The sequence below is a fragment of the uncultured Bradyrhizobium sp. genome, assembly GCF_936943645.1.
Taxonomy (GTDB): domain Bacteria; phylum Pseudomonadota; class Alphaproteobacteria; order Rhizobiales; family Xanthobacteraceae; genus Bradyrhizobium.
Genome location: NZ_CAKZJO010000056.1, coordinates 94,141 through 115,036, shown reverse-complemented (window position 1 = coordinate 115,036; position 20,896 = coordinate 94,141). Strand labels below are relative to the sequence as shown.

At 65.7% G+C, this 20,896-nt stretch carries 18 protein-coding genes; 3 read left to right on the top strand and 15 right to left on the bottom strand.

What is annotated here, in order from left to right:
- Nucleotides 1-5: 5 nt before the first annotated feature.
- The 6 genes from Q0743_RS15795 to Q0743_RS15770 form a co-directional block, all read right to left on the bottom strand.
- On the bottom strand, nt 6-710 hold the full coding sequence (locus tag Q0743_RS15795; RefSeq protein WP_298242439.1) for a GntR family transcriptional regulator: 705 nt from the start codon (nt 708-710) through the stop codon (nt 6-8).
- A gap of 102 nt (nt 711-812) precedes the next feature.
- Nucleotides 813-1,556 (bottom strand): aspartate/glutamate racemase family protein, encoded by a 744-nt coding sequence (locus Q0743_RS15790; RefSeq protein WP_298242438.1) that lies wholly within the window; start codon nt 1,554-1,556, stop codon nt 813-815.
- A 9-nt stretch (nt 1,557-1,565) separates the two neighbouring features.
- Nucleotides 1,566-2,831: an FAD-binding oxidoreductase gene (locus Q0743_RS15785; RefSeq protein WP_298242437.1), complete on the bottom strand. Its 1,266-nt coding sequence runs from the start codon at nt 2,829-2,831 to the stop codon at nt 1,566-1,568.
- A gap of 4 nt (nt 2,832-2,835) precedes the next feature.
- Nucleotides 2,836-4,497: a thiamine pyrophosphate-binding protein gene (locus Q0743_RS15780; protein WP_298242436.1), complete on the bottom strand. Its 1,662-nt coding sequence runs from the start codon at nt 4,495-4,497 to the stop codon at nt 2,836-2,838.
- A 162-nt stretch (nt 4,498-4,659) separates the two neighbouring features.
- Entirely contained in the window at nt 4,660-5,577 is a 918-nt protein-coding gene (locus tag Q0743_RS15775; protein ID WP_298242435.1) for an NAD(P)-dependent oxidoreductase, read from the bottom strand.
- A 1,363-nt stretch (nt 5,578-6,940) separates the two neighbouring features.
- A complete protein-coding gene (locus Q0743_RS15770) occupies nt 6,941-7,675 on the bottom strand; it encodes a metallophosphoesterase family protein (RefSeq protein ID WP_298242434.1) in 735 nt (244 codons plus the stop codon).
- 221 nt (nt 7,676-7,896) lie between these two features.
- Here Q0743_RS15770 and Q0743_RS15765 point away from each other — a divergent pair, with 221 nt between their 5' ends.
- Nucleotides 7,897-8,586, top strand: a complete 690-nt coding sequence (locus tag Q0743_RS15765; RefSeq protein ID WP_298242433.1) for an aspartate/glutamate racemase family protein — start codon at nt 7,897-7,899, stop codon at nt 8,584-8,586.
- On the opposite strand, the gene Q0743_RS15760 is transcribed toward Q0743_RS15765, so the two are convergent.
- Together Q0743_RS15760 and Q0743_RS15755 are read right to left on the bottom strand one after the other, a co-directional pair.
- Nucleotides 8,550-10,064, bottom strand: coding sequence for a carboxylesterase family protein (locus tag Q0743_RS15760; RefSeq protein ID WP_298242432.1), 1,515 nt, complete (start codon nt 10,062-10,064; stop codon nt 8,550-8,552). The genes Q0743_RS15765 and Q0743_RS15760 overlap by 37 nt on opposite strands.
- Before the next feature lie 14 nt (nt 10,065-10,078).
- On the bottom strand, nt 10,079-11,419 hold the full coding sequence (locus Q0743_RS15755) for an MFS transporter (RefSeq protein ID WP_298242431.1): 1,341 nt from the start codon (nt 11,417-11,419) through the stop codon (nt 10,079-10,081).
- A gap of 207 nt (nt 11,420-11,626) precedes the next feature.
- On the opposite strand from Q0743_RS15755, the gene Q0743_RS15750 reads away from it, so the two are divergent.
- On the top strand, nt 11,627-12,274 hold the full coding sequence (locus tag Q0743_RS15750) for a TetR/AcrR family transcriptional regulator (RefSeq protein ID WP_298242430.1): 648 nt from the start codon (nt 11,627-11,629) through the stop codon (nt 12,272-12,274).
- 208 nt (nt 12,275-12,482) lie between these two features.
- On the opposite strand, the gene Q0743_RS15745 is transcribed toward Q0743_RS15750, so the two are convergent.
- The 6 genes from Q0743_RS15745 to Q0743_RS15720 all read right to left on the bottom strand — a co-directional run bounded on the left by Q0743_RS15745 (nt 12,483) and on the right by Q0743_RS15720 (nt 18,370).
- Complete coding sequence (locus Q0743_RS15745) at nt 12,483-13,268, bottom strand: ABC transporter permease (RefSeq protein WP_298242429.1); 786 nt, start codon at nt 13,266-13,268, stop codon at nt 12,483-12,485.
- Nucleotides 13,265-14,077, bottom strand: a complete 813-nt coding sequence (locus Q0743_RS15740; protein WP_298242549.1) for an ABC transporter permease — start codon at nt 14,075-14,077, stop codon at nt 13,265-13,267. Before Q0743_RS15740 ends, Q0743_RS15745 begins: the two co-directional genes overlap by 4 nt.
- A gap of 69 nt (nt 14,078-14,146) precedes the next feature.
- Nucleotides 14,147-15,193 carry an ABC transporter substrate-binding protein gene (locus Q0743_RS15735; protein WP_298242428.1) on the bottom strand — a complete coding sequence of 349 codons (1,047 nt, stop codon included), beginning with the start codon at nt 15,191-15,193 and terminating at the stop codon, nt 14,147-14,149.
- Between the two features lie 21 nt (nt 15,194-15,214).
- The gene (locus Q0743_RS15730) at nt 15,215-16,522 is read right to left on the bottom strand and encodes an FAD-binding oxidoreductase (protein ID WP_298242427.1); all 1,308 of its coding nucleotides are present in this window, start codon (nt 16,520-16,522) and stop codon (nt 15,215-15,217) included.
- A 16-nt stretch (nt 16,523-16,538) separates the two neighbouring features.
- On the bottom strand, nt 16,539-17,255 hold the full coding sequence (locus tag Q0743_RS15725; protein ID WP_298242426.1) for an HAD family hydrolase: 717 nt from the start codon (nt 17,253-17,255) through the stop codon (nt 16,539-16,541).
- A 35-nt stretch (nt 17,256-17,290) separates the two neighbouring features.
- Entirely contained in the window at nt 17,291-18,370 is a 1,080-nt protein-coding gene (locus Q0743_RS15720) for an ABC transporter ATP-binding protein (protein ID WP_298242425.1), read from the bottom strand.
- A 210-nt stretch (nt 18,371-18,580) separates the two neighbouring features.
- On the opposite strand from Q0743_RS15720, the gene Q0743_RS15715 reads away from it, so the two are divergent.
- Complete coding sequence (locus Q0743_RS15715) at nt 18,581-19,519, top strand: LysR family transcriptional regulator (protein WP_298242424.1); 939 nt, start codon at nt 18,581-18,583, stop codon at nt 19,517-19,519.
- A gap of 174 nt (nt 19,520-19,693) precedes the next feature.
- On the opposite strand, the gene uxuA is transcribed toward Q0743_RS15715, so the two are convergent.
- The gene (gene uxuA, locus Q0743_RS15710) at nt 19,694-20,884 is read right to left on the bottom strand and encodes a mannonate dehydratase (RefSeq protein ID WP_298242423.1); all 1,191 of its coding nucleotides are present in this window, start codon (nt 20,882-20,884) and stop codon (nt 19,694-19,696) included.
- Nucleotides 20,885-20,896 lie beyond the last annotated feature (12 nt).

The window sequence follows — 20,896 nt, the reverse complement described above, 5'->3', positions numbered from 1 at the left end:
AGAGCTCAATTCGTCGCCGGCCTTGCCGCGGCCGGCATGTAGATCTGCGCGTAGCCTTCCTTGATCGCGGCGGTGATGCGGTCGAGGCGGCGGTCGATGTGCTTTTCCAGCACGGAAACGCAAGCCTCCTCGTCGCGGGCCTTGAGGCCTTCGAGCACAGCGCGGTGCTCGCCTTGCGTGCTGGAGCGGTTGACGCGGTCCATGTCGATCCAGCGCACGAAGCGGATGCGGGCGTTGACGTTGCGCAAAACGCGCAGCATCTCTGAATTGCTCGACATCGCCATCAGCCGTTCGTGAAAAGTCTCGTCGAGCTCGACCTGCTCCAGCGAGGAGCGCTCGCCGGGATCGGGACCCGTGGCTTCGAGAAATTTCAGCAGCGCATCGATATCCTCGTCCCTGGCGCGCTTGATGGCGAGGCGGATCGAGGCCACCTCGATCGACTTGCGCAGCTCGTAGAGATCGAAGATCTCCTGCGCGTCCAGCTCCCGGCAGAAGAAGCCCTTGCCCGGCGCGAAGCGCAGAAACCCCTCGGTGTTGAGTCGGTTGAGCGCCTCGCGGAGCGGCGTGCGGCTGACGCCGAGCCGCTTGGCCAGTTCGCCTTCGTTGAGCCGCTCGCCCGGCTTGAACGCATAAGTCACGGCCATCGCCTTGAGCTGTTCATAGACGCGATCGACGATGCTGTCGGAAGCCAGTTCCACGTTGCTCTTCATCAGCTGCAATTGTGCTCAAGGCGAATATAACGGGGCCGCGGGCGATAGCAATGCACCGGAGACATCCAGCACAGGTTGTTCAAGCCTTTGCGATGATCGGAATCAAGCAAAGACGCGCGGGCGCAGTCCGGCATGAAACCAGGTGATCATCGAATAAATGTCATAAACCGGCAGTCCGACCTCGGCCTGAAGCGCGGCCGCGTAAGGTGGCATATTGGTGCATTCGAGCACGATGGCGCCGACGTCGGGGTTTTTCGCGACAAGCTCCTTGCCGGCCTCGACCACGTCACGCTCGGCCTGCGCGATGTCCATGTCGTCCTTCTCGGCCTTGATCAGGACGCGAAAGAACTCCTTGCCGTTCTCGGTGCCGACCAGCGGCGTGTCGAGCGGCACGCCGGCACCTTCGAGATGGGCCGGCGTCAGGGTCGAGCCCGATACCGTGACGAGACCGACGCGCTTGCCCGGCGGCAGCGTCGCCTGCACCCACGGCACCTGCATCAGCGAGGAGGTCGCAACGGGGACGCCGACGGCAGCCGCGATCTCCTTCTGAAACAGCGAGAGGAAGCCGCAATTGGTGGTGATGGCCTCGGCCCCGAGCCGCACCAGGTCCTTCGCGGCATCGATGAAGTCAGGAAGCAGTCCTGCCGCGCCCTTCAGCACCACCTTCTCGGGCGAGGCCCCGCTCACCACGCGATAGAGCACGGGAAAAGGCCAGGTCGTGCCGTTACCCATGTCGCCGGGAATGCGGGGGAAGCGCGCTTCCAGCATTAAAATGCCGAGCGGCGCACCATAGATGGCCTTGCCGCCACGGGCGATGCGGGAGGGCGAATGGGCTGAATGGGTCATGATGCGACCTCAGAGGAAACGTTCGGGCGAAAACGGGGCGAGCGGAATTTCCGGCTGCTTGCCGCTGAGAAGCTGCGCGACGAGCCGGCCGGTACGGGCCGAGCCGACCAGGCCGACATGGCCGTGGCCGAAAGCATAGACGATATCGCGCGAGGCGCGTGCATAGCCGATGCAGGGACGTCCATCCGGCATGCTCGGCCGATGCCCGAACCAGGTCTTGATACGCGAGGCCGGGATGTCCTTCGGCAGTTTCGGGAACATGCCGAGGAGATGATCCCGCAGGATCTCGGCACGCTTCCAGTTCGGCGCAGCCTCGAGGCCCGCGATCTCGACCGTGCCGGCAGCGCGCAGGCCCTTGTTGGTCCAGTTCACCACCATCTTGGCATCGGACGCCATCATCGAGCTGCGCGGGCCGACTTCCGGATTCTCGATCATGACGTGATAGCCGCGCTCGGTCTCCAGCGGCAGGGGATCGCCGACCGATGCGGTGAGCTGTTTCGAGCGGGCACCGGCGGCGACGACAGCGGCATCGCAAGCAATCTCGCCGCTCTCGGTGAGAACGGCTACGAGCTTGCCGCCATCAAGTTTCAAGCCGGTCGCCTTGGCCCGCACATGCTTGACGCCGCTGGCAAAGGCATGATTGGCGAGCGCGGCGACATAAGCGCCGGGATCGCGACAGCGGCCGGCCTCCTCCACCACGACGCCAAAAGTGTAGCGCGGATGCAGGTCCGGCTCGCGCTGGCGCATTTCATCGGCGCTGAGCTCCAGCCATTCGACGCCGACCTTCTTGCGCAGGCGCCAGCCGAGATCGTTGTCGAAATTGCCGCGCGACGGAAACACATGCATCACACCGTTGCGCTCGACCAGCTCGGGGACACCAGCTTCCTCCGCGAGCTTCCGATGCAGCAGCGGCGCGTCCTTGAGCAGATCGCGCAGCGCAAACGCTGTCTTCTCGACGCGCGCGGGGGTCCAGCCCGAGAGCAGATACTTGACCAGCCACGGCAGCGCCCGCGGCAAATAGGACCAGCGGATCGCGAGCGGACCGAGCGGGTCCATCAGATAGCCCGGCACCTTCTTCCAAACGCCGGGCTCGGCCGGCGGGATCACCGAATGCGACGACAGCCAGCCGGCATTGCCGTAGCTCGCCGCCTGTTCGCCGCCGGGCTCACCGGGATCGATCAGGGTGACGCGATGGCCCTCGCGCAGCGCCTCGATGGCGCTGATGACGCCGACCGCGCCCGCGCCGATGATCGCAACGTGGCGACCGGCCGCCATCGCCTTACGCCTTCACCGCGGGCGTGAAATCCTTGCCGACCGAAATCGCGCGGGGGTCGATGATGCAATGGAGGATCGACGGCTTGCCCGAGGCCAGCGCGCGCTCGAAAGCAGGTGCGAACTCTTCGGTGCGCTCGACGCGCTCGCCATGACCGCCGAATGCCTTGGCGTACATCGCGAAATCAGGGTTCTTGAGCTGGGTGCCGACGACGCGGCCGGGATAATCGCGCTCCTGATGCATGCGGATGGTGCCGTATTGCGAATTGTCGACGACGATAACGACCAGCGGCGCGTCGTATTGCACGGCGGTCGCGAACTCCTGGCCGTTCATCAGGAAGCAGCCGTCGCCGGCAAAGGCGACGACGACGCGATCCGGATATTGCCGCTTCGCCAGCACGCCCGCCGGCACGCCGTAACCCATCGAGCCCGAGGTCGGCGCGAGCTGCGCGGCAAAGCTGTGGAAGCGGTGATGGCGATGAATCCAGCCGGCGTAGTTGCCGGCGCCGTTGCAGACGATGGCGTCCTTCGGCAGCCGGTCGCGCAGCCAGGTCATGACCTGGCCGTACTGGAACGTACCCGGCAGCTCGCGCGCCTTGTCGGTCCAGGCGAGATAATCGGCGTGCGCCTTGGCAGCTTCGCCCTTCCAGGCGACCGCGCCTGATGGCTTCAGCGTCTCGACCGCCGCGGCAAACGCGGCAGGCGTCGCCTGGATCGCAAGTTCAGGCTGATAGACCCGGCCAAGCTCCTCGGAGCCGGGATGCACGTGGATCAGCTTCTGCTTCGGATTGGGAATGTCGAGCAGCGTATAGGACGAGGACGGCATCTCCGACATGCGGCCGCCGATGAGCAGGATGACATCGGCATTGTCGACGCGCGCCTTCAGGCCCGGGCTCGGCCCGATGCCGAGATCGCCAGCATAATGTGAGTGGTCGGCGTCGATCAGCGAGGCCCGGCGGAATGAAGTCGCGACCGGCAGGTCGAAGCGCTCGGCAAAGCGGGCGACGCTCTTGGTCGCGTCATCGGTCCAGCGCGAGCCGCCAAGGATGACAAGCGGCGCCTTTGCGCTCGCGAGCATCGCGCCCACGCGCTCGATGTCGAATGGAGCCGGCCAGCTCACCGCCGGCTCGATGCGCATGGCGTCGGCGACGGCCGCGGTCTCGGTCAGCATGTTCTCGGGCAGTGCGATCACGACGGGACCGGGGCGCCCCTGCATGGCGACGCGGAAGGCGCGCGCGACCAGCTCCGGAATGCGGTCGGGGCGATCGATCTCGACCGCCCATTTCGCCATGGTGCCGAACACCGCCTTGTAGTCGAGCTCCTGAAACGCCTCGCGCTCGCGCATGCCGGTGTCGACCTGGCCGACGAACAGGATCATCGGCGTCGAATCCTGCATCGCGATGTGGACGCCGTGGCTGGCATTGGTCGCACCGGGGCCACGGGTGACGAAGCAGACACCGGGCCGTCCGGTGAGCTTGCCATAGGCTTCCGCCATCATGGCGGCGCCGCCCTCGGCGCGGCAGATCACGACATCGATCGGGCTGTCATGCAGCGCATCGAGCGCGGCAAGATAGCTCTCGCCCGGCACGCAGGTGACGCGCTCGACGCCTTGCGCGACGAGCTGATCGATCAGGATCTGGCCGCCGGTGCGGCTGTTGCGGATGGTCATGTCGGCTCCCTCAAGGCTCTGGCGATCAGGCTCGGGCAAATGCGCCTCACCAGTTCGCGAAAATTGTGTTCGAAGCTGGGGTAAGGCAGGCCGACAGCACGCGCAAGATCGAAAGGCTTTTCGCAGCCTGCGCAGGGATCATGCCCGCCCCTGCTGTTTGCACTACCGCCCGCTCGCGATGATGCGACGGCAATGATCGAGCGCGGCGCCGATCAGATTGTCGCTCGCTTCCGGCGTGCGAAACGCCGAATGCGCCGACAGCGTCACGTTCGGCAATTTCGTCAGCGCATGGCCCGGCGGCAGCGGCTCGACGGTGAAGACGTCGAGCCCGGCATGGGCGATGTGGCCCGAGCGCAAGGCCTCGAGCATCGCATCTTCGTCGACGAGGGCACCGCGCGCGGTGTTGATCAGGATGCTGCCGGGGCGCATCTGCGCGATCCGCCCGCGCGACAGAAAGCCCTTGGTGTCGTCGTTGAGCAGCAGGTGCAGCGAGACGACGTGGCTGTCCGCCAGCAGCTTTTCCAGCGGGACGAATTCGACGCCGGGATGCGTCTTCGGCGTCCTGTTCCAGGCGATCACCTTCATGCCGCAGCCGGCCGCCATGCGCGCCGCTTCCGCCGCGATGCCGCCAAAGCCAATCAGGCCGAGCGTCTTGCCGGTGAGCTGCACCGCGTCACGGCGCAGCCAATTGCCCTCGCGCATGCCGCGATCCATCTCGCCAAAGCTCTTCGCGGACGCCCACATCAGCGCGATCGCGCATTCGGCAACCGCGGTGTCGCCATAGCCCTTGATGGTGTGAACCGCGATACCGCGCTCAGCCAGCTCTTCCGGATTCATGTAGCTGCGCGCGCCGGTGCCGAGGAAGACGACGTGCTTCAGTGCGGCGCATTGCGCGGCGACCGCCGTCGGCACCGCGGTATGGTCGACGATCATGATCTCGACGCCATCGAGCAGGCCGGGCAGATCGTCGGGCTTGATGGAGGGATTGCGGTTGATGCCGACGGGGAGCGGGTTGGAGCCCAGCAACTTGTCGGTCACCGCCGCCAGGGTGTCGTTTGCATCGACGAAGAGTGCGCGCACGGGATTCCCTATCCTGTCGGGCCTAGATATCTGTATACTAATCTGAATACAGCTGGAGTCCAGAGGTTGCCACCCTTGTCCCGGACGAGTTGCAACGCTTTAGCGTTGCGGCGCAGAGCCGGGACCCGGTCAGCACGGCATACGGCGACATGGGCCCCGGCTCTGCAGCGCACCACCCCGATCGATGCTTCGCATCGCCGGACCGCTGCGCCGCGTCCGGGGCAAGGGCCTTGGCGACCCTCTCTCCCCGTCATTGCGAGGAGCCCTTGCGAGGAAGCAATCCAGAGTCTTCCCGCGGAAAGATTCTGGATTGCTTCCGCCTTCGCCAAGGCTTCGGCGGACAAGTCGCTGCGCTCGCTATGACGGAGTATGAGGGGGCAGCTGGTTCTCCAAGTTGCACTGTCATTCCCCGCGAAAGCGGAGAATCCAGTACGCCGCAGCTTCTCGATTCAACAACGGCCGTCTCGGCGTACTGGATCGCCCGCCTGCCGGGCGATGACATCGAGAGTGTGGCTGCTATTCATCTCCTCAACGGAGGTCTCGTAGGGTGGGCAAACAAAGGCGCTCTTGCGCCGTGCCCACCATCTCTCTCTTCGGTGAGAAGTCGTGGGCACGCTCCGCTTTGCCCACCCCACGATAGCGGAGTGTGTGGCACGCAGACATGCCTTCACCTTCTCGCGACGCTTCCGCCCGAGCTTTGCTCTCTCCGCATCACCCCCTCTAGCGAAAGGGCGCAGGGAAGGCCGGGCGCCGGCTGGCACCCGCTTGTCCGTCGTGCGATGAGAATGCACACGCAAATGCACAACGGATGACAGGTGAAGCCGAGAACGTCCGGCCTTCCCTGCGCGATGTTTGACGGCGTATGGCGCGCTCTCCCGGGAGCCGAACTTTCCTTTTGGCCTCCCTCGTCCTCGCGAATTAACGGCGTACCTCGCCCGGTCGGGCTCGGCGCACCTTCGCAAGGGCTTGGCTGTAGCAACGACAGCCAGGACCACGCGATTTGGCCGTACGCACCGGCGCCGCTCGTCCGCGCGCGGCCGGGACCTCACGGGGTTCATCCCGCCCTGCTCCCGCCTCTCGCGCACGACGCCGCCTGCGTCCACCGCTCCCCGATCCGCGGCTCGTTGCGACGTACGACCGCCCCTTATCCCGGATCAGGATGGCCTAAACATACGCCGAAACCGAATTTCGGTAAAGAAGAATCTTTTTGCGCGCATGCATTGACAGCGCGGCGACACAGCTACGAAGGCGTTGCCCGGGTGAGCGGCGCGACAGCCGGGACCTGGTACGGCAGGCACGAAGCTCCCGGATTTCGCTTCCGCCTTCGCTCTCCGAGCTTCGGCGGACAAGCCGCTCGTCCGGGCTACGAAACCCAGCCGGTTGCGATCGCGCTCGCCCAACTGGCCATGCCCTTGCTGCGCGCGAGTGCCGCCATCGCCGTGGGATCGTAGGGCACGTAGCGGATCGTCGCGGACCAGCCTGCTGCGCCCTCCTCCAGGATGGCGTAGCACGCATGCGGCGTACCGACCTCGACCACGTAGGGAACGGGCAGCTTGCCGTCATAGCCGGGCAATCCGACGCTGCCGGGATTGACCACCAACCGCCCGTCTCGCAGGCGAAGCACTCTTGGAATGTGCGTGTGCCCGCAAAGGATGAGTTCGGCTTTGACCCTGGCGGCTTCGACCTCGATTGCCTCGATCGGGCTGGCACGCACGCTTCCGTCCGCGCTGATGGTGTCGAGCCAGAAGGCGGCATCGTCGGTTGGCGATGCGTGGCACAGGAACACCCGGTCTCTATAGGTCAACGTCGCCGGCATGCTTGCCAGCCAATCGAAATGCCTGCGCTCGAGCTGCTGGAAATCACTGCGCGCCGAGCCGCCCGACTGCCAGAGCTCGACCAGGATGCGGTCCTGATCGCCCAGCACCGACGGAAAGCCGCGCGCGATCAGCAGATCCGCCGTTGCGGCCGCCTCGAGCGGTCCGCTGACATGGTCGCCCAGGTTCACGACCTCGTCGATACCTAGCGCGGCGATATCGGCAAGCACAGCTTCAAGCGCCGGACGATTCCCGTGCACGTCGGCGATCGCAGCAAATTTCATGTAGCCTTCTCCATGCGAGATGGCCGACGACTTCACGCGATGCGGGACGATGCAGGGATGGCGGTCTCTTTAGCTGCATTTGTAGAAGCGCCCGCAAGCTGAGTGTCAAATCGGCGCTGACGGAACAATGACACACCCGGACCGCCGCAATCAAGCGGCGGCTACCGAGCGTCGACGTTTTCGTCTACGGTCCCGTCAAACCTGACAGCGAGGACACGGGAATGCAGACCATCGGCTTGATCGGGGGCATGAGCTGGGAGAGCACGGCGCTCTATTACAAGCTCATCAATGAGCGGGTCCGCGACCGACTGGGCAAGCTGCATTCGGCGCCGCTGCTGCTCTATTCCTACGATTTCGAAGAGATCAAGCAGATGCAATATGGCGGCCGCTGGAGCGAGGCGGCGACCAGCCTGACGGAGGTGGCGCGGCGTCTCGAAGGCGCCGGCGCGCGGGCGATCGTGCTGTGCACGAACACGATGCACAAGCTCGCGCCCGACATCATCGCGGGCGTCGACGTGCCGTTCATCCACATCGGCGATGCGACGGCGCAGCGGATCCGGGCGAAGGGATACCGGCGGGTCGGGCTGCTCGGCACCAAGTTCACGATGGAGGAGGATTTCTACATCGATCGGCTGCGCGCGCACGATCTCGACGTGCTGGTTCCTCCCCCCGAAGCGCGCGCCGACGTCAACCGCATCATCTACGACGAGCTGTGCCTCGGCATCGTCACCGAGCCCTCACGCCGGCGCTATCAGGAGGTGATGGCCGCGCTCGTCACCGCCGGCGCGGATTGCATTATCCTCGGCTGCACCGAGATCACGATGCTGGTGGGCGCCGACGACACCTCGGTCGAGACGTTCGACACCACGGCCATTCACGCAGAAACCGCGGCCGATTTCGCAATCGGCTGAACCGCGGGCGTGCCGGATTGCGCCAGCAGCTCCGTCCACACCAGCGACCGCGCGCCGTCCTTGAGCGAGACGACACGAGACGGCTGGTCGAACAGCGCGAGCGGCTCGTGACCTGGCGCGAATTGCGGCCAGACGTCCGCGACCTCAGGCCTGCCGGCCGTGACGAAGCGCAGCACGTCGGCCTGAAAGCGCGCTGCGACCTCGACGTCGCCTGGGGTCATCGGGCCGCCCTTGCGCTTCAGGATCGGGCGATCGATGAAATCAGGCAGGTGCGCCCAGAGACAGGCATTGTCGGCGCCGTGGGTCGGGCCCTGCGACAGGAACGGCCGCAAGGAGGGGCGATGATCGAACCGGCTCAGCCACACCGCGCCGCCGGCGGCAGCATGGAGCCGCGCAAGATCGGCCATCGGGCGATGCCAGAACGCATCCGACAGCAGCGCCTCGTAAGGATCCTCGTCGGGACGCGCGGTGGCGCGATAACAGGACAACAGACGCTCCCAGCCGGCATCGCCGAATGAAGTGCGTAGCTGCCGCTCGGTGGTTCGGATCATCGCGGCCGGCGGCGTGCTCTTCAGGAACATCACCATCTCGTCGCGGCAGGAGCCGAGCCAGAGCGGAATGTCGCGCAGCATTCCGTCGGCAAAGACATCGCGAGGCTCGCGCGGAATCACCATGCCGTCGAGCACCGGGCCGAACAGCGTGCCCTGTTCTGTTTCGTCCGCGAGCCTGCGGCCGACCTGCTCCACCGCCGCGAACAGGTTTTGCAGCGGCACGGAAGCAATCATGCCTGGATCACGCGACAGCTCGAGCTCGTCGATCACGCGTCGGGCGACGTCGTCGGCGTGCTCGGCGCGCATGATGTTGCGCCCAGGCGCACTGAGCGCGAGCGCACGGATGAACTTGCCTTTGGCCTGCGGCAGGGTTGCCAGCGCAATCACCATGGAGGCGCCGGCGGATTGGCCTGCGAGCGTGATCGCATCCGAATCGCCGCCGAAATTGGCAATGTTGGCGCGCACCCAATCGAGGGCGGCGAGCGTGTCCTGGAGGGCGAGGTTGCTCGCCTCCGCAAGACCATGACGATGCAATTGCAGGAAGCCGAGCGGGCCGAGCCGGTAATTGATGGTGACGATCACAGCCGACCCATGCGCAGCGAGGAAGGCGCCGTCATAATCGGCGCCGCCGCCGGTGACGAAGGCGCCGCCATGGACGAAGAACAGCACCGGCAGCGGACGATCCGCCGCCGGCGCCCAAATGTTGAGGCTGAGGCAGGACTCCTCGAGCGCATGATCGAGATGACCGGGTTGCGGCGCATAGGTGCCGAAATCCGTGCAGCTCAGCGGTTCCGTCCACGCGAGCGGCGGCACGGCCTTCGCGAAGCGCCGGGCAGTCGCATAGGGCACGCCCCTAAAGACGCGTATGCCATTCTGCTCGGCGCCGGTGACCGGCCCGTTCGTGGTCGAAACCGCTTTCGCGCGCATCTGCAACTTGCCTCTTACGCGCGCCGCTTGCCGAGATCGGCGATGTCGACGGTGTGGGTTTCGCGCGCGGTTGCCGCCGCCGCTGCCGAGATCACACAGCAGGAGGCGACGAAGATCGCGACCGGAATCCACCCGGTCGGCCCCTCGCCAACAAGGCTCGCGCTCACCAGCGGCGTAAAGCCGGCGGCGAGGAAGCCGAGCTGGGTGCCGATCGCGGTGCCGGAATAACGCACGCGCGCCTCGAACATCTCGGCATAGAAGGAGGGCCAGATCGCGTTCGGCGCGGCGTAGATGATGCCCGAAAGGGTCATCGCCGCAGCGAAGATCGCCAGCGTGTTGCCTGACGTCACCAGCATGAAATAGGGGAACACCAGCACGGCGCAGCCGAGCACGCCGCCGATGAACACCGGCTTGCGGCCGATCTTGTCGGCGAGCAGCGCCCACAGCGGCTGGGTGATCAGCGCGGTGACGTTGCCGAGTACGCCGGCCCACAGCATGGTCGGACGCGCGACGCCGAACTTGGAGGTCGCATAGCCGAGCGCGAACACGGCCGTCATGGTGCTGACGGTCGCGATCAGCGCGCAAACGATCACGCGCAGCACGTCGGACCAATAGTCGCGCAGCAGAGCGACAACCGGGAAGCGCGCCACCTTCGCCTTGTCCTTGATGTCCTCGAACACGGGCGTCTCCGGCATGGTCCGCCGCACCAGATAGGCGACAATCAGCACGAAGAAGGACAGCAGGAACGGAATGCGCCAGCCCCAGCTCAGCAGCTGGTCTTCCGGCAGGCTCGACACCGGGATGAACACCAGCGTCGCGAGGATCGCGCCGGCCTGGGTGCCGCTCAGGGTCCAGCTGGTGAAGAAGGCGCGGTTGGAATTGGCGGAATGCTCCAGCGTCAACGAGTTTGCCCCGCTCTGCTCGCCGGCGGCCGACAGGCCCTGCAGCAGGCGCAGCAGTGTCAGGATGATGGGTGCCGCGTTGCCGATCGATTTTGCGTCCGGCAACAGGCCGATCGCGAGCGTCGAGCCGCCCATCAGGACCAGCGTGAACAGCAGCACTGTCTTGCGGCCGATGCGGTCGCCGAAATGGCCGAGGATGACGGCGCCGACGGGACGGGCGATATAGCCGATGCCGAAGGACAGCAGCGCCAGCAGCGTCGCCGTCGACGGATCGACATTGGCGAAGAACACTTTTGGAAAGATCAGCGCGGCCGCGGTGCCGTAAATGAAGAAGTCGTAGTATTCGAGCATGCTGCCGACGAAGCTGACCAGCGCGGCGCGCTTGGGCAGCTTGTCCGGCGCGGCTTGCGCATCGGATGTCGCGCGCAGTGGCGCGGTTGACGTCAACGTCATCGGAATCTCCTCCCCGTGTGTCCCCCGCGGTTCGCACCAGGCGGACCGCCTCGCGCGCGTTTTCTGGTTCTGGTTGCCGCAAGCTTGATTGGGGAGCATAATGTACGAACTAGTACGTTTATGCAATACGCGTTGGATGGGAGCCCGGGAGGGCCAAATTTGCCTTCACCTTCAAGGCGATCCATGGAAACTGGGGGAGAAACAGCAATGCTCGAGCGCATGCCGCCCCCATCGAAGCGCACCAACGATCCCGAGCGCACCAAGCGCGACATTCTCGAAGTGGCGATGGCCGAATTCGCCTCGGAGGGCTATTCCGGCGCCCGTGTCGATGCGATCGCGGCGCGGACGCGCACGTCCAAGCGCATGATCTATTACTATTTCGGGGGCAAGGAACAGCTCTACCTCGCGGTGCTGGAGGAGGCCTATCGCAGCATCCGCGCGCTGGAGGACCAGCTCGACATCGAAAGCTGCGACGCGCGCGAGGGCCTGCGTCGGCTGATCGAGGCGACCTTCGACCATGACGAGCGCAACCCGAACTTCATCCGTCTCGTCTCGATCGAGAACATCCACCACGGCAAGCACCTGAAGCAGAATTTGCAGCTGCGCCAGCTCAACGCCAGCGTGATCGCGACCCTCGATGGTATCTTGAAGCGCGGCCGTGCCGAAGGCGTCTTTCGCGACGACGTCGATGCCATCGACCTGCACCTTGCCATCTCCTCCTACTGCTTCTTCCGCGTCGCCAACCGCCACACCTTTGGCGCGCTGTTCGACCGGGATCTGAGCGAGCCGAAGGTGCTGGCGAAGAGCCGGGCCCAGATCGTCGAGATGATCCTGGCGTGGCTGGGGGCGAAGTGAGCGCCTTCGCCGGGGCGACGACGATCATTCCGTCATCCTGAGGTGCGAGTGGCGCGATGCGCACAGCATCGCGCCGGGAGCCTCGAAGGATGCACGGCCGAGCTGATACAGGCGGGCCGTCGCCCTTCGAGGCTTGCCCTGCGACGCTGACGCGCCGCAGAGCGCGCCCCTCAGGGTGACGGGGACGGATGAGCGCTCGCGGCTCCCCTCACCCGCTCTTCTTCTGCCGCGCGCTCGCCAGCAGCACCAGCATGAAGGACGCCGCGGTCATCAGCGTCGAGATCGCGGCGATCGTGGGGTCGATCTCGTCGCGGAGCGCGGTGAACATGCGCTTGGTCAGCGGCTGGTACTGGCCGCCGGAGATGAACAGCGCGACGATGGTCTCGTCCATCGCCGAGATGAAGGCGAAGATACCGCCGGCGATCACGCTGGACTTGATCTGCGGCAGCGTCACCGCGAAGAAGCTGCGCAGGCGGTTCATGCCGAGGCTGCGCGCCACCATCTCCTGCGCGGGATCGAAGCTCTGCAGGCCTGCCAGCACCGAAATGACGACATAGGGCAAGCCCAGCATCACGTTCGCCAGCACGAGGCCAGGCATGGTCGCGACCAGGCCGACCTTGGCATAGACGAAGAAGATGCCGACCGCGGTGATGATAACAGGCACCACCAGCGGCAGCAGCAGCGTCATATGAATCAGCCGCATGACTCGCAGCTTTGACTGGCTGATGGCGTAGGCGGCCGCAACCCCGCACGGCGTTGCGATCGCCACCGTCAGCAGCGCGACCGTCAGCGTCACCTGCGTTGCCTGCATCCAGGCCGGATTGGAGAAGTATTGCTGATACCAGCGCGTCGAGAACGACGGCGGCGGGAAGGTCAGGAAGCGCGCGCCGGAGAATGATATCGGCGCGATGATCAGCACGGGCAGGATCAGATAGACCAGCACCAGCGCGCTGATCACGTAGAGGGCGATCCGGGCGGGCGAGACGCGCATCATTTCTGCCCCAGCACCCGATCGAGCGAAATGAAGCGGCTCACCACGAAGAAGATCGCGAGCACGCTGAGCAGCAGCACCACCGCGACCGCGCTGGCCGCGCCGAACTGGTTGTAGAGCTCGACGTTGCGGCTCACCAGCATCGACACCATCACGGTACGGCCGCCGCCGAGCAGCTCCGGCGTGATGTAGAAGCCGAGGCAGAGCACGAACACCATGGTGCAGCCGGCGAGCACGCCGGGCAGCGACAGCGGCAGGAACACGCGGAGGAATGTCAGCGACGGGCTTGCGCCGAGGCTGGCGCCGGCCTGCATGAGATCGGACGGGATCTTCTGCATGGTCGCATAGAGCGGCAGCACCATGAAGGGCAGCAGGATGTGCACGGTCGCAACCACCGTGCCGAAGGTGTTGTGGACCAGCGCCAGCGGCTCGGAGATCACGTCGAGATAGCGCAAAAACTGGTTGATCACGCCGGTGCGCTGCAGCAGCGCCAGCCAGGCATAAGCGCGCACCAGCACGCTGGTCCAGAACGGCAGCACGACCAGCGACAGGATCAGGATGCTCCAGCCCTTCGGCACGGAGTTGGCGAGATAGGCGACGGGATAGCCGAGCAGCAGTGCGATCACGGTGACCGCGAGGCTGATCTCGAAGGTCAGCGCGAAGCTGCGCCAATAGATGTCCTCGGTGAAGACGCGGCGGTAGTTCTCCAGCGTGAAGCCGTCGTGATAGATCGACTGCCAGGCGAGCCAGCCGACCGGCAGCACGATCAGAGCCAGGATCACCAACAGGGCCGGCGACACCAAGGCCAGCATCAGGCCGTGTTCACGGCACTGATGCTTCTCGGAGGGATCTGGCACGGATGTCGCCAAGGTCGATCTCGCTCACTTCTGCATGAAAGAGGCCCAGCGCTTCTCGGCGGCTTCGCCGGCGGGCGAGGACCACCAGACGTAGGACATCAGCGCCTGCTTGGCGGCATTGGCCGGCTCACTCGGCAATTGCGCGGCGCGCTCGGGCTTGATCACGCTCGTCTCGAACGCCTTGGGATTGCCCGGACCATAATCGATCTGCAGCGGCAGATTGGCCTGATGCACGGGATCGACCGCCTCGTTGAGAAACTTCACGGCAGTCGCGAGATTCGGCGCACCCTTGAGGATACAGAGCGAGGTGCTCTGCAGGACGCCCTGGTTGTAGGTGAAGGACACTTTGGCGCCTTCCTTGGCGACGGCGCTGACACGGCCGTTCCAGGCCATCTCCATATCGACCTCGCCGTCGTTGAGCAGCTGCGCCGATTGCGCGCCCGAGGTCCACCACACCGTGATGTGCGGCTTGATTTCCTCCAGCTTCTTGAAGGCGCGGTCGACGTCGAGCGGATACAGCTTGTCGGGCGCGACGCCGTCGGCCATCAGCGCGGCCTCCAGCGTTGCGAACGGATGGTTGCGCAGCGCGCGGCGGCCGGGGAATTTCTTGACGTCCCAGAAATCGGCCCAGCTGTTCGGCGCGTCCTTCGGGAAGGTCTTCTGGCTGTAGGCCAGCACGCTGGAATAGAACTCGTAGGACACCGAATAGGGACTGCGATACGCCTCAGGCATCGCCGCGCCGTTCGGAATTTTCGAGAAGTCGAGCTTCTCCATCAGCCCCTGCTCGCCGCCACGCAGGCAGTTGCCGGTCGGGGTGTCGACGACGTCCCAGATCGGCTTGCCGCTGCCGACCTGCGTCTTGATCGCGGGCCAGGCGTCGGGAATGGAATCCTGGTTGATGGTGATGCCGAGCTTCTTGGCGGAGGGATCGAGGATCGCCACCGTCTGCGCCTGCTGATAGGCGCCGCCTTGCGAGACGAAGGTGATCTGCTCGGCGGCCTCAGCCGCAGTGGCAAATCCGATTGCGCCCAGCAGCGCGCCGCCCAATCCAAACTTCCGCGTCATCGTCATCCTCACCTCCTCCAAATGATCTCACTGACCGATCGCATCGAGAAACTGGTACCAGCCCGCGACCATGCGCACGGCGGGCTCGCGCAGCGGATAGAACGGAATCCTCTTCATGCGGGCGATATCGAGCAGGCCGACGTCAGGCGTCTCGCCGCGCACGAAGGCGGCGAGATAGCGCCCCATCAGGCTCGACATCGCAACGCCGGCGCCGTTGTAGCCCAGCGAAACCAGCGTGCGGTCGTCGAGCCGGCCGATATGCGGCACCGAATCCAGCGTCATCGCCACGAGGCCCGACCATTTGTAGGCAAGCGGGATGTCGGCGAGATCAGGGAAGATACCGACCATGGCCTTGTGCAAGGCATCGAACGCGGCCTGCGAGTCCTCTTTGCCGAACGCGCCGCGGCCGCCGAAGATGACGCGGTTGTCGACCATGCGGAACCAGCGCATCATGCGCTTGGTCTCGGTGTAGGTGCGCCCCGACGGCATCAGCTTTCCCGCAAGATTGCGCGGCAGCTGCTCGGTCGCGACCATGGCGCTGCGAAACGGGACCAGCGTGCGCTGCAGATGCGCGGTGGCATCGGTGAGATCGGAATAGCTGTTGGTGGCGATGATCGCCTGCTTGGCGCGCACAGTGCCGCGCGGCGTTTCGGCGACGATATGGTCCTTCTCGCGCCGCAGCTTGACGACTGGGGATTCCTGGAAGATCGGCACGCCGCGGCCCGCGACGCCCTGCGCGAGCCCACGCAGGTAGTTCAGCGGATGGATCCCACCCGAGCCGGGATTGAGCACGCCGCCGACAAAGATGTCCGAGCCGGTCTCCTCGCGCACGCCATCCCTGTCGAGGATGCGAACCTCGGCCGAGCCCATCTCGCGCGTCATCCAGTTGGCTTCGTCGATCGCGGCCCGAAGCGTCGTCTCGTTATGCGCGGCCTTGACCTGGCCGGTGCGCACGAGGTTCGCGCTGGCGATGCCGTATTCGGAGACCATCTCCTCGACCATGTCGGTCGATTCATGCGCGATCTCGTACATGCGCTTCGCCATGGCGCGGCCGTGCGCGGCGTCGACCTCGCGGAACGACAGACGGAATTTCGCGGTGATGACGCCGCCGTTGCGGCCGCTCGCGCCCCAGCCGGGGCGATTGGCCTCGAGCACGACGGGGCTGAGGCCGCTTTTGGCGATGTGGTGCGCGGCGGACAGGCCGGTGTAGCCCGCCCCGATGATCACCACATCCGCCTGATGGTCACCCGAGAGCACGGGAAAGTCGCGCGCCGGCTCGGCCGTGGCTTCCCACAGCGAGTTGACCGATGGCAGGGCGCTCCAGTCCCGTGTCATGCCCGCGCTCACGATGCTACGCCGCCGGCCCGATCGCCGCGTCGGCGAGCGCCTTCAGCGTCGGGTAATGGAAGTCCGGCTTGGTCAGCGTCTCCACCGCCGGCGTGCCGCCGAAGCCGGCGATGCCCTGGCGGCGCTCGATCCAGCACACCTTGTAGCCGAGCTTCCGCGCAATCCCGATGTCGTGGTACTGGCTCTGCGCGACGTGCAGGATGTCGGACTGCTTGTAGCCGAAGGCGGACTGACGGCCCTTGTTGTAGGCGAAGAATTCCGGGTTGGGCTTGGCCACGCCGGTGTCGTCGGCGCAGACGGTGTCGTCGAAGGGATTGCCGAGCGCATGCGCATAAGCCGACAGCGCGACGCGATCGGCATTGGTCATCGCGACCAGGCGGAACCGGGTGCGCAGGCGCTTGAGCGCCTCGACCGAATCCGAAAACGGCCCCCAGCGCAGCACCGCGAGCTGGAACGTGTCGCAAGCGGCATCGTCGGAAGGCAAGCCGAGCTCCTTGGCGAGATGGCGATAGACGTGGAACATCGCCTCGCTGGAGCGCTCATAGTGCTTGTCGCGGCCGCGCTTGTAGGGCTCGAAGATCTGGTCGTCGCTGAGCTCGGCCGGCGTCTTGCCCGAGATCTTGCGCACCGCGTCGATCACGCCGGTCTCGAAATCGATCAGGGTGCCGACGACGTCGAAGGTGAGAACCTTGAAATTGCTGAACGCGGCTTGGGTCGACATGTCGGTTTCTTCTCTTCGGTTGGACAAGGCTGGCTTCAGTCCACCCTGGGCACGACGATGGTGTCCTCGGGGTGAAGGGTGACGGTGAGGCGGCCGCCGAGCGGCGGAATGCGGCTGTAGGCCTGGTGGTAGCTCGGCTGCCGCAGGCTGAGCGCGATGCCGTCGGCAAGCGAAAGGAAGATGCGCAAGCTCTCGCCCTGATAGACGATGTCGGTGACCGTTCCGGTCAACCGGTTGCAGGCGCCATCCTGCGCGCCGTCGTCGATCAGCAGTTTCTCGCTGTGCACGGCGAGCATCAGGGCATCGCCATCCGGAATGAGGCGGGCGCTGCGCAGCAGCGCATTGCCGAGCGCAACGCTGGAGGCATCGACGCGGCGGACGGGCAGCATCGTGGCCTCGCCGATGAAGCTCGCGACGAAGGAATCGGCGGGATGGTCGTGCAGCCGCTCGGGCACGTCGATCTGGATCAGGCGGCCGTCCTTCATCACGGCGACGCGGTCGCTCATGGTCAGCGCCTCGCGCTGGTCATGGGTGACGTAGATGATGGTGGCCTGGATGCGCCTGTGCAGCGCGCGCAGCTCGATCTGCATGGACTCGCGCAGCTGCTTGTCGAGCGCAGAGAGCGGCTCGTCCATCAGGATCAGGCGCGGCTCGAAGATCATGGCGCGCGCGAGCGCGACCCGCTGGCGCTGGCCGCCCGAGAGCTGCGCGATGCCGCGCTCTTCATAGCCGGAGAGCCCGACCATGCCGAGCGCCGCCCGCACCTTGTCGGGCCAGCTCGCTTTCGGCAGCCGGCGCGCGCGCAGGGGAAAGGCGACGTTCTCGCCAACGCTCATATGCGGGAACAGCGCGTAGTTCTGGAACACGACGCCGATGTCCCGCTTGTGCGGCGGCATGTAGGTGACGTCGCGGCCGCCAAAGAGAATGGTGCCTGACGTCGGCAAGATGAAGCCGCCCAAAATGCCGAGCAGCGTGGTCTTGCCGGAGCCGGAGGGCCCGAGCAGCGAGACGAATTCGCCGGCGCCGACATTGAGCGAGACGTCGTCGAGAGCGCGAACGGGGCCGTAGGCCTTGCTCGCGGACCTGATCTCGACGCTTTCCGCTCGTTTGTCCAACGATCGACCTCGCCCGTCCCTGCAATGGCGTGCCTCACTGCGCGCCATAAGCCTGCTTTATAGACATCGTTCCGGAGCATTCCGCGACGCAGCGTGCGCCGCACCAAATCCTCTTCCGAACACCCTGTCTTTAGGCTGTGATGCCAATGACAACAGACTTGGCAAAATCCGGCAATTGCCAAATTCTCACCGCGCCCATAACATGACGTTATGCCCGAGCTCCGCCGCATGCTGCCGTCGAGCAACGCCCTGTTCGTCTTCGACGCAGCGGCGCGCAATGGCAGCTTCACGGCCGCCGCCGCGGAATTGAACGTCACGCAGCCGGCGGTGAGCCGCATGCTCGGCCAGCTCGAGGAGCATCTCGGCGTCCGCCTGTTCGACCGCAAGGCGGGCCGCGCCGTGCTCACCGAGGAAGGCGAATTGCTCTATCGCCGCGTGCTCGACGGCTTTCGCAGCATCGAGAGCGGCCTCGTCGAGATCGAGCGCCGCCGCAAGGGCACCGAGACGGTGACGCTGTCGGTCTCCTCCGCCTTCACCACGCACTGGCTGATGCCGCGGATCGACAAGCTGCAGAAGCAGTTTCCGCAAGTCGACCTGCGCTTCCAGCTGATCTCCGGCGCGCTGCGCGGGCCGGTGGAGAACGTCGACCTCGGCATGCGCTTTCGCGATCGCGAAGAGCCCTCGTCGGGCGGCACGCTGATCATGAAGGAAGTCATGCTGCCGATGTGCAGCCCGAGCTATCTCGGCGCGACTGACCCCGCCGAGGGCAACACCATCATTCGCCTCGCCGAGACGCCGGGCGACTGGGCCGCGGATTACACATCGCTCCTCACCGGGCGCCGCGGCGCGGCCAAGGGCCTGAGCTTCACCGATTATGCCGTCGTGGTGCAGGCCGCCCTGCTCGGTCAGGGCATCGCGCTCGGCTGGCTGACGGTCGCCTCCCACTGGCTCCTGACCGGCGCGCTGGTCCCGGCCTCCGACCGGCTCACCACCACGCGCCGCATCTGCGAATTCCTGCCGCCGCGCAACCGCCCGATGCGCCCCATCGCCGCCGAGATCCGCGACTGGATCATCGCCCAGATGCACGGCGAGATCGCCGCGATCGACCGGCTTTATCCGAAGCTCGGCGCGATGGACGCGTGTTATTGACAGAGGTGTGCTCCCTCGCCCCGCTTGCGGGGAGAGGGTTGGGGTGAGGGGCGGTCTCCGCGGGGACGGCGAAAGTGAGACTCGCGGAGAGTCCCCCTCACCCGGATTGCATCTTCGATGCAATCCGGCCTCTCCCCGCAAGCGGGGAGAGGCGAAGAGCCCGCAACACCGCTCTCACCGATGCTCGATCGCGCGGATCGCGCCGCGCAGCTCGGCGAGGCCGCGAAGGCGGCCGATGGCGGTGTAGCCGGGGTTGGTGCGCTTGGTCGCCGCGAGATCGTCGAGCATGCGGTGGCCATGGTCGGGCCGGAACACGATTCGCTTGTCGGGCGAGCGCCCGGCATTCTCCTTCAGCAGCGCCTTGAGCACCGCGACCATGTCGACGTCGCCGTCGAGATGATCGGACTCGTAGAACGACAGCCCGTCGGCCTCGCGCTTGGTTGCGCGCAGATGCGCAAAGGCGATGCGCGGGCCGAAGCGCGCGGCCATCTCTGGCAGATTGTTCTCCGCGCGCACGCCGAGCGAACCGGTGCACAGGCAGATGCCGTTCGCTTTGGACGGCACGGCGTCGAACAGCGCCTGATAGTCCTCGGCGGAGGAAGCAATGCGCGGCAGGCCGAACAGCGGACGCGGCGGATCGTCCGGGTGCAGCGTCAGCGACACCCCGAGCTGCTCGGCCACCGGCGTGACGCGCGCCAGGAACTCGGCGAGATGCCGCCTCAGGATCTCAGGCGTGATGTCGCGATAGGTCGCCAGCCGGTCGCGGAATTGCGGGATCGTCATCGGCTCGGTGGTCGAGCCAGGCAATGCGCTTGCGATGACCATGACGAGATAGTCGATGTCGGCCTGGCTCATCTGCTCGAACAGCGCTTTCGCGCGCGCCTGCTGTTCGGGCGAATAGTCCTGCACAGCGGCCGGACGCTTCAGGATGTGCAGCTCGAAGGCGGCAAAGCGGTCCTGGTCGAAGCGCATGGCGCGGGCGCCGTTCGGCAGCTCCCATTCGAGATCGGTGCGGCACCAATCGACCACGGGCATGAAATTGTAGCAGATGATCTTGATGCCGGAAGCTGCCACCGCTTCCATGCTCGCGATCCACGCCTCGATCGATTTCGTGGCCTTTCCGCCGAGCCGCTTGACGTCGTCGGGGATCGGAATCGATTCCACCACCGACCAGGTCAGTTGCGATCGCCCCGGCTGGCCGTTCTCGATGAAGTTCTTGCGCTCCTCGACCGCCTTGCGCGTCCAGGCCTCCCCGATCGGCACCTGATGCAGCGCCGAGACGATGTCGCTCGCCCCGGCCTGCCTGACGTCGTCGAGCGAGACCGGATCATCCGGTCCGTACCAGCGCCAACCTTCGAGCATCATCTGGTCTCTCCA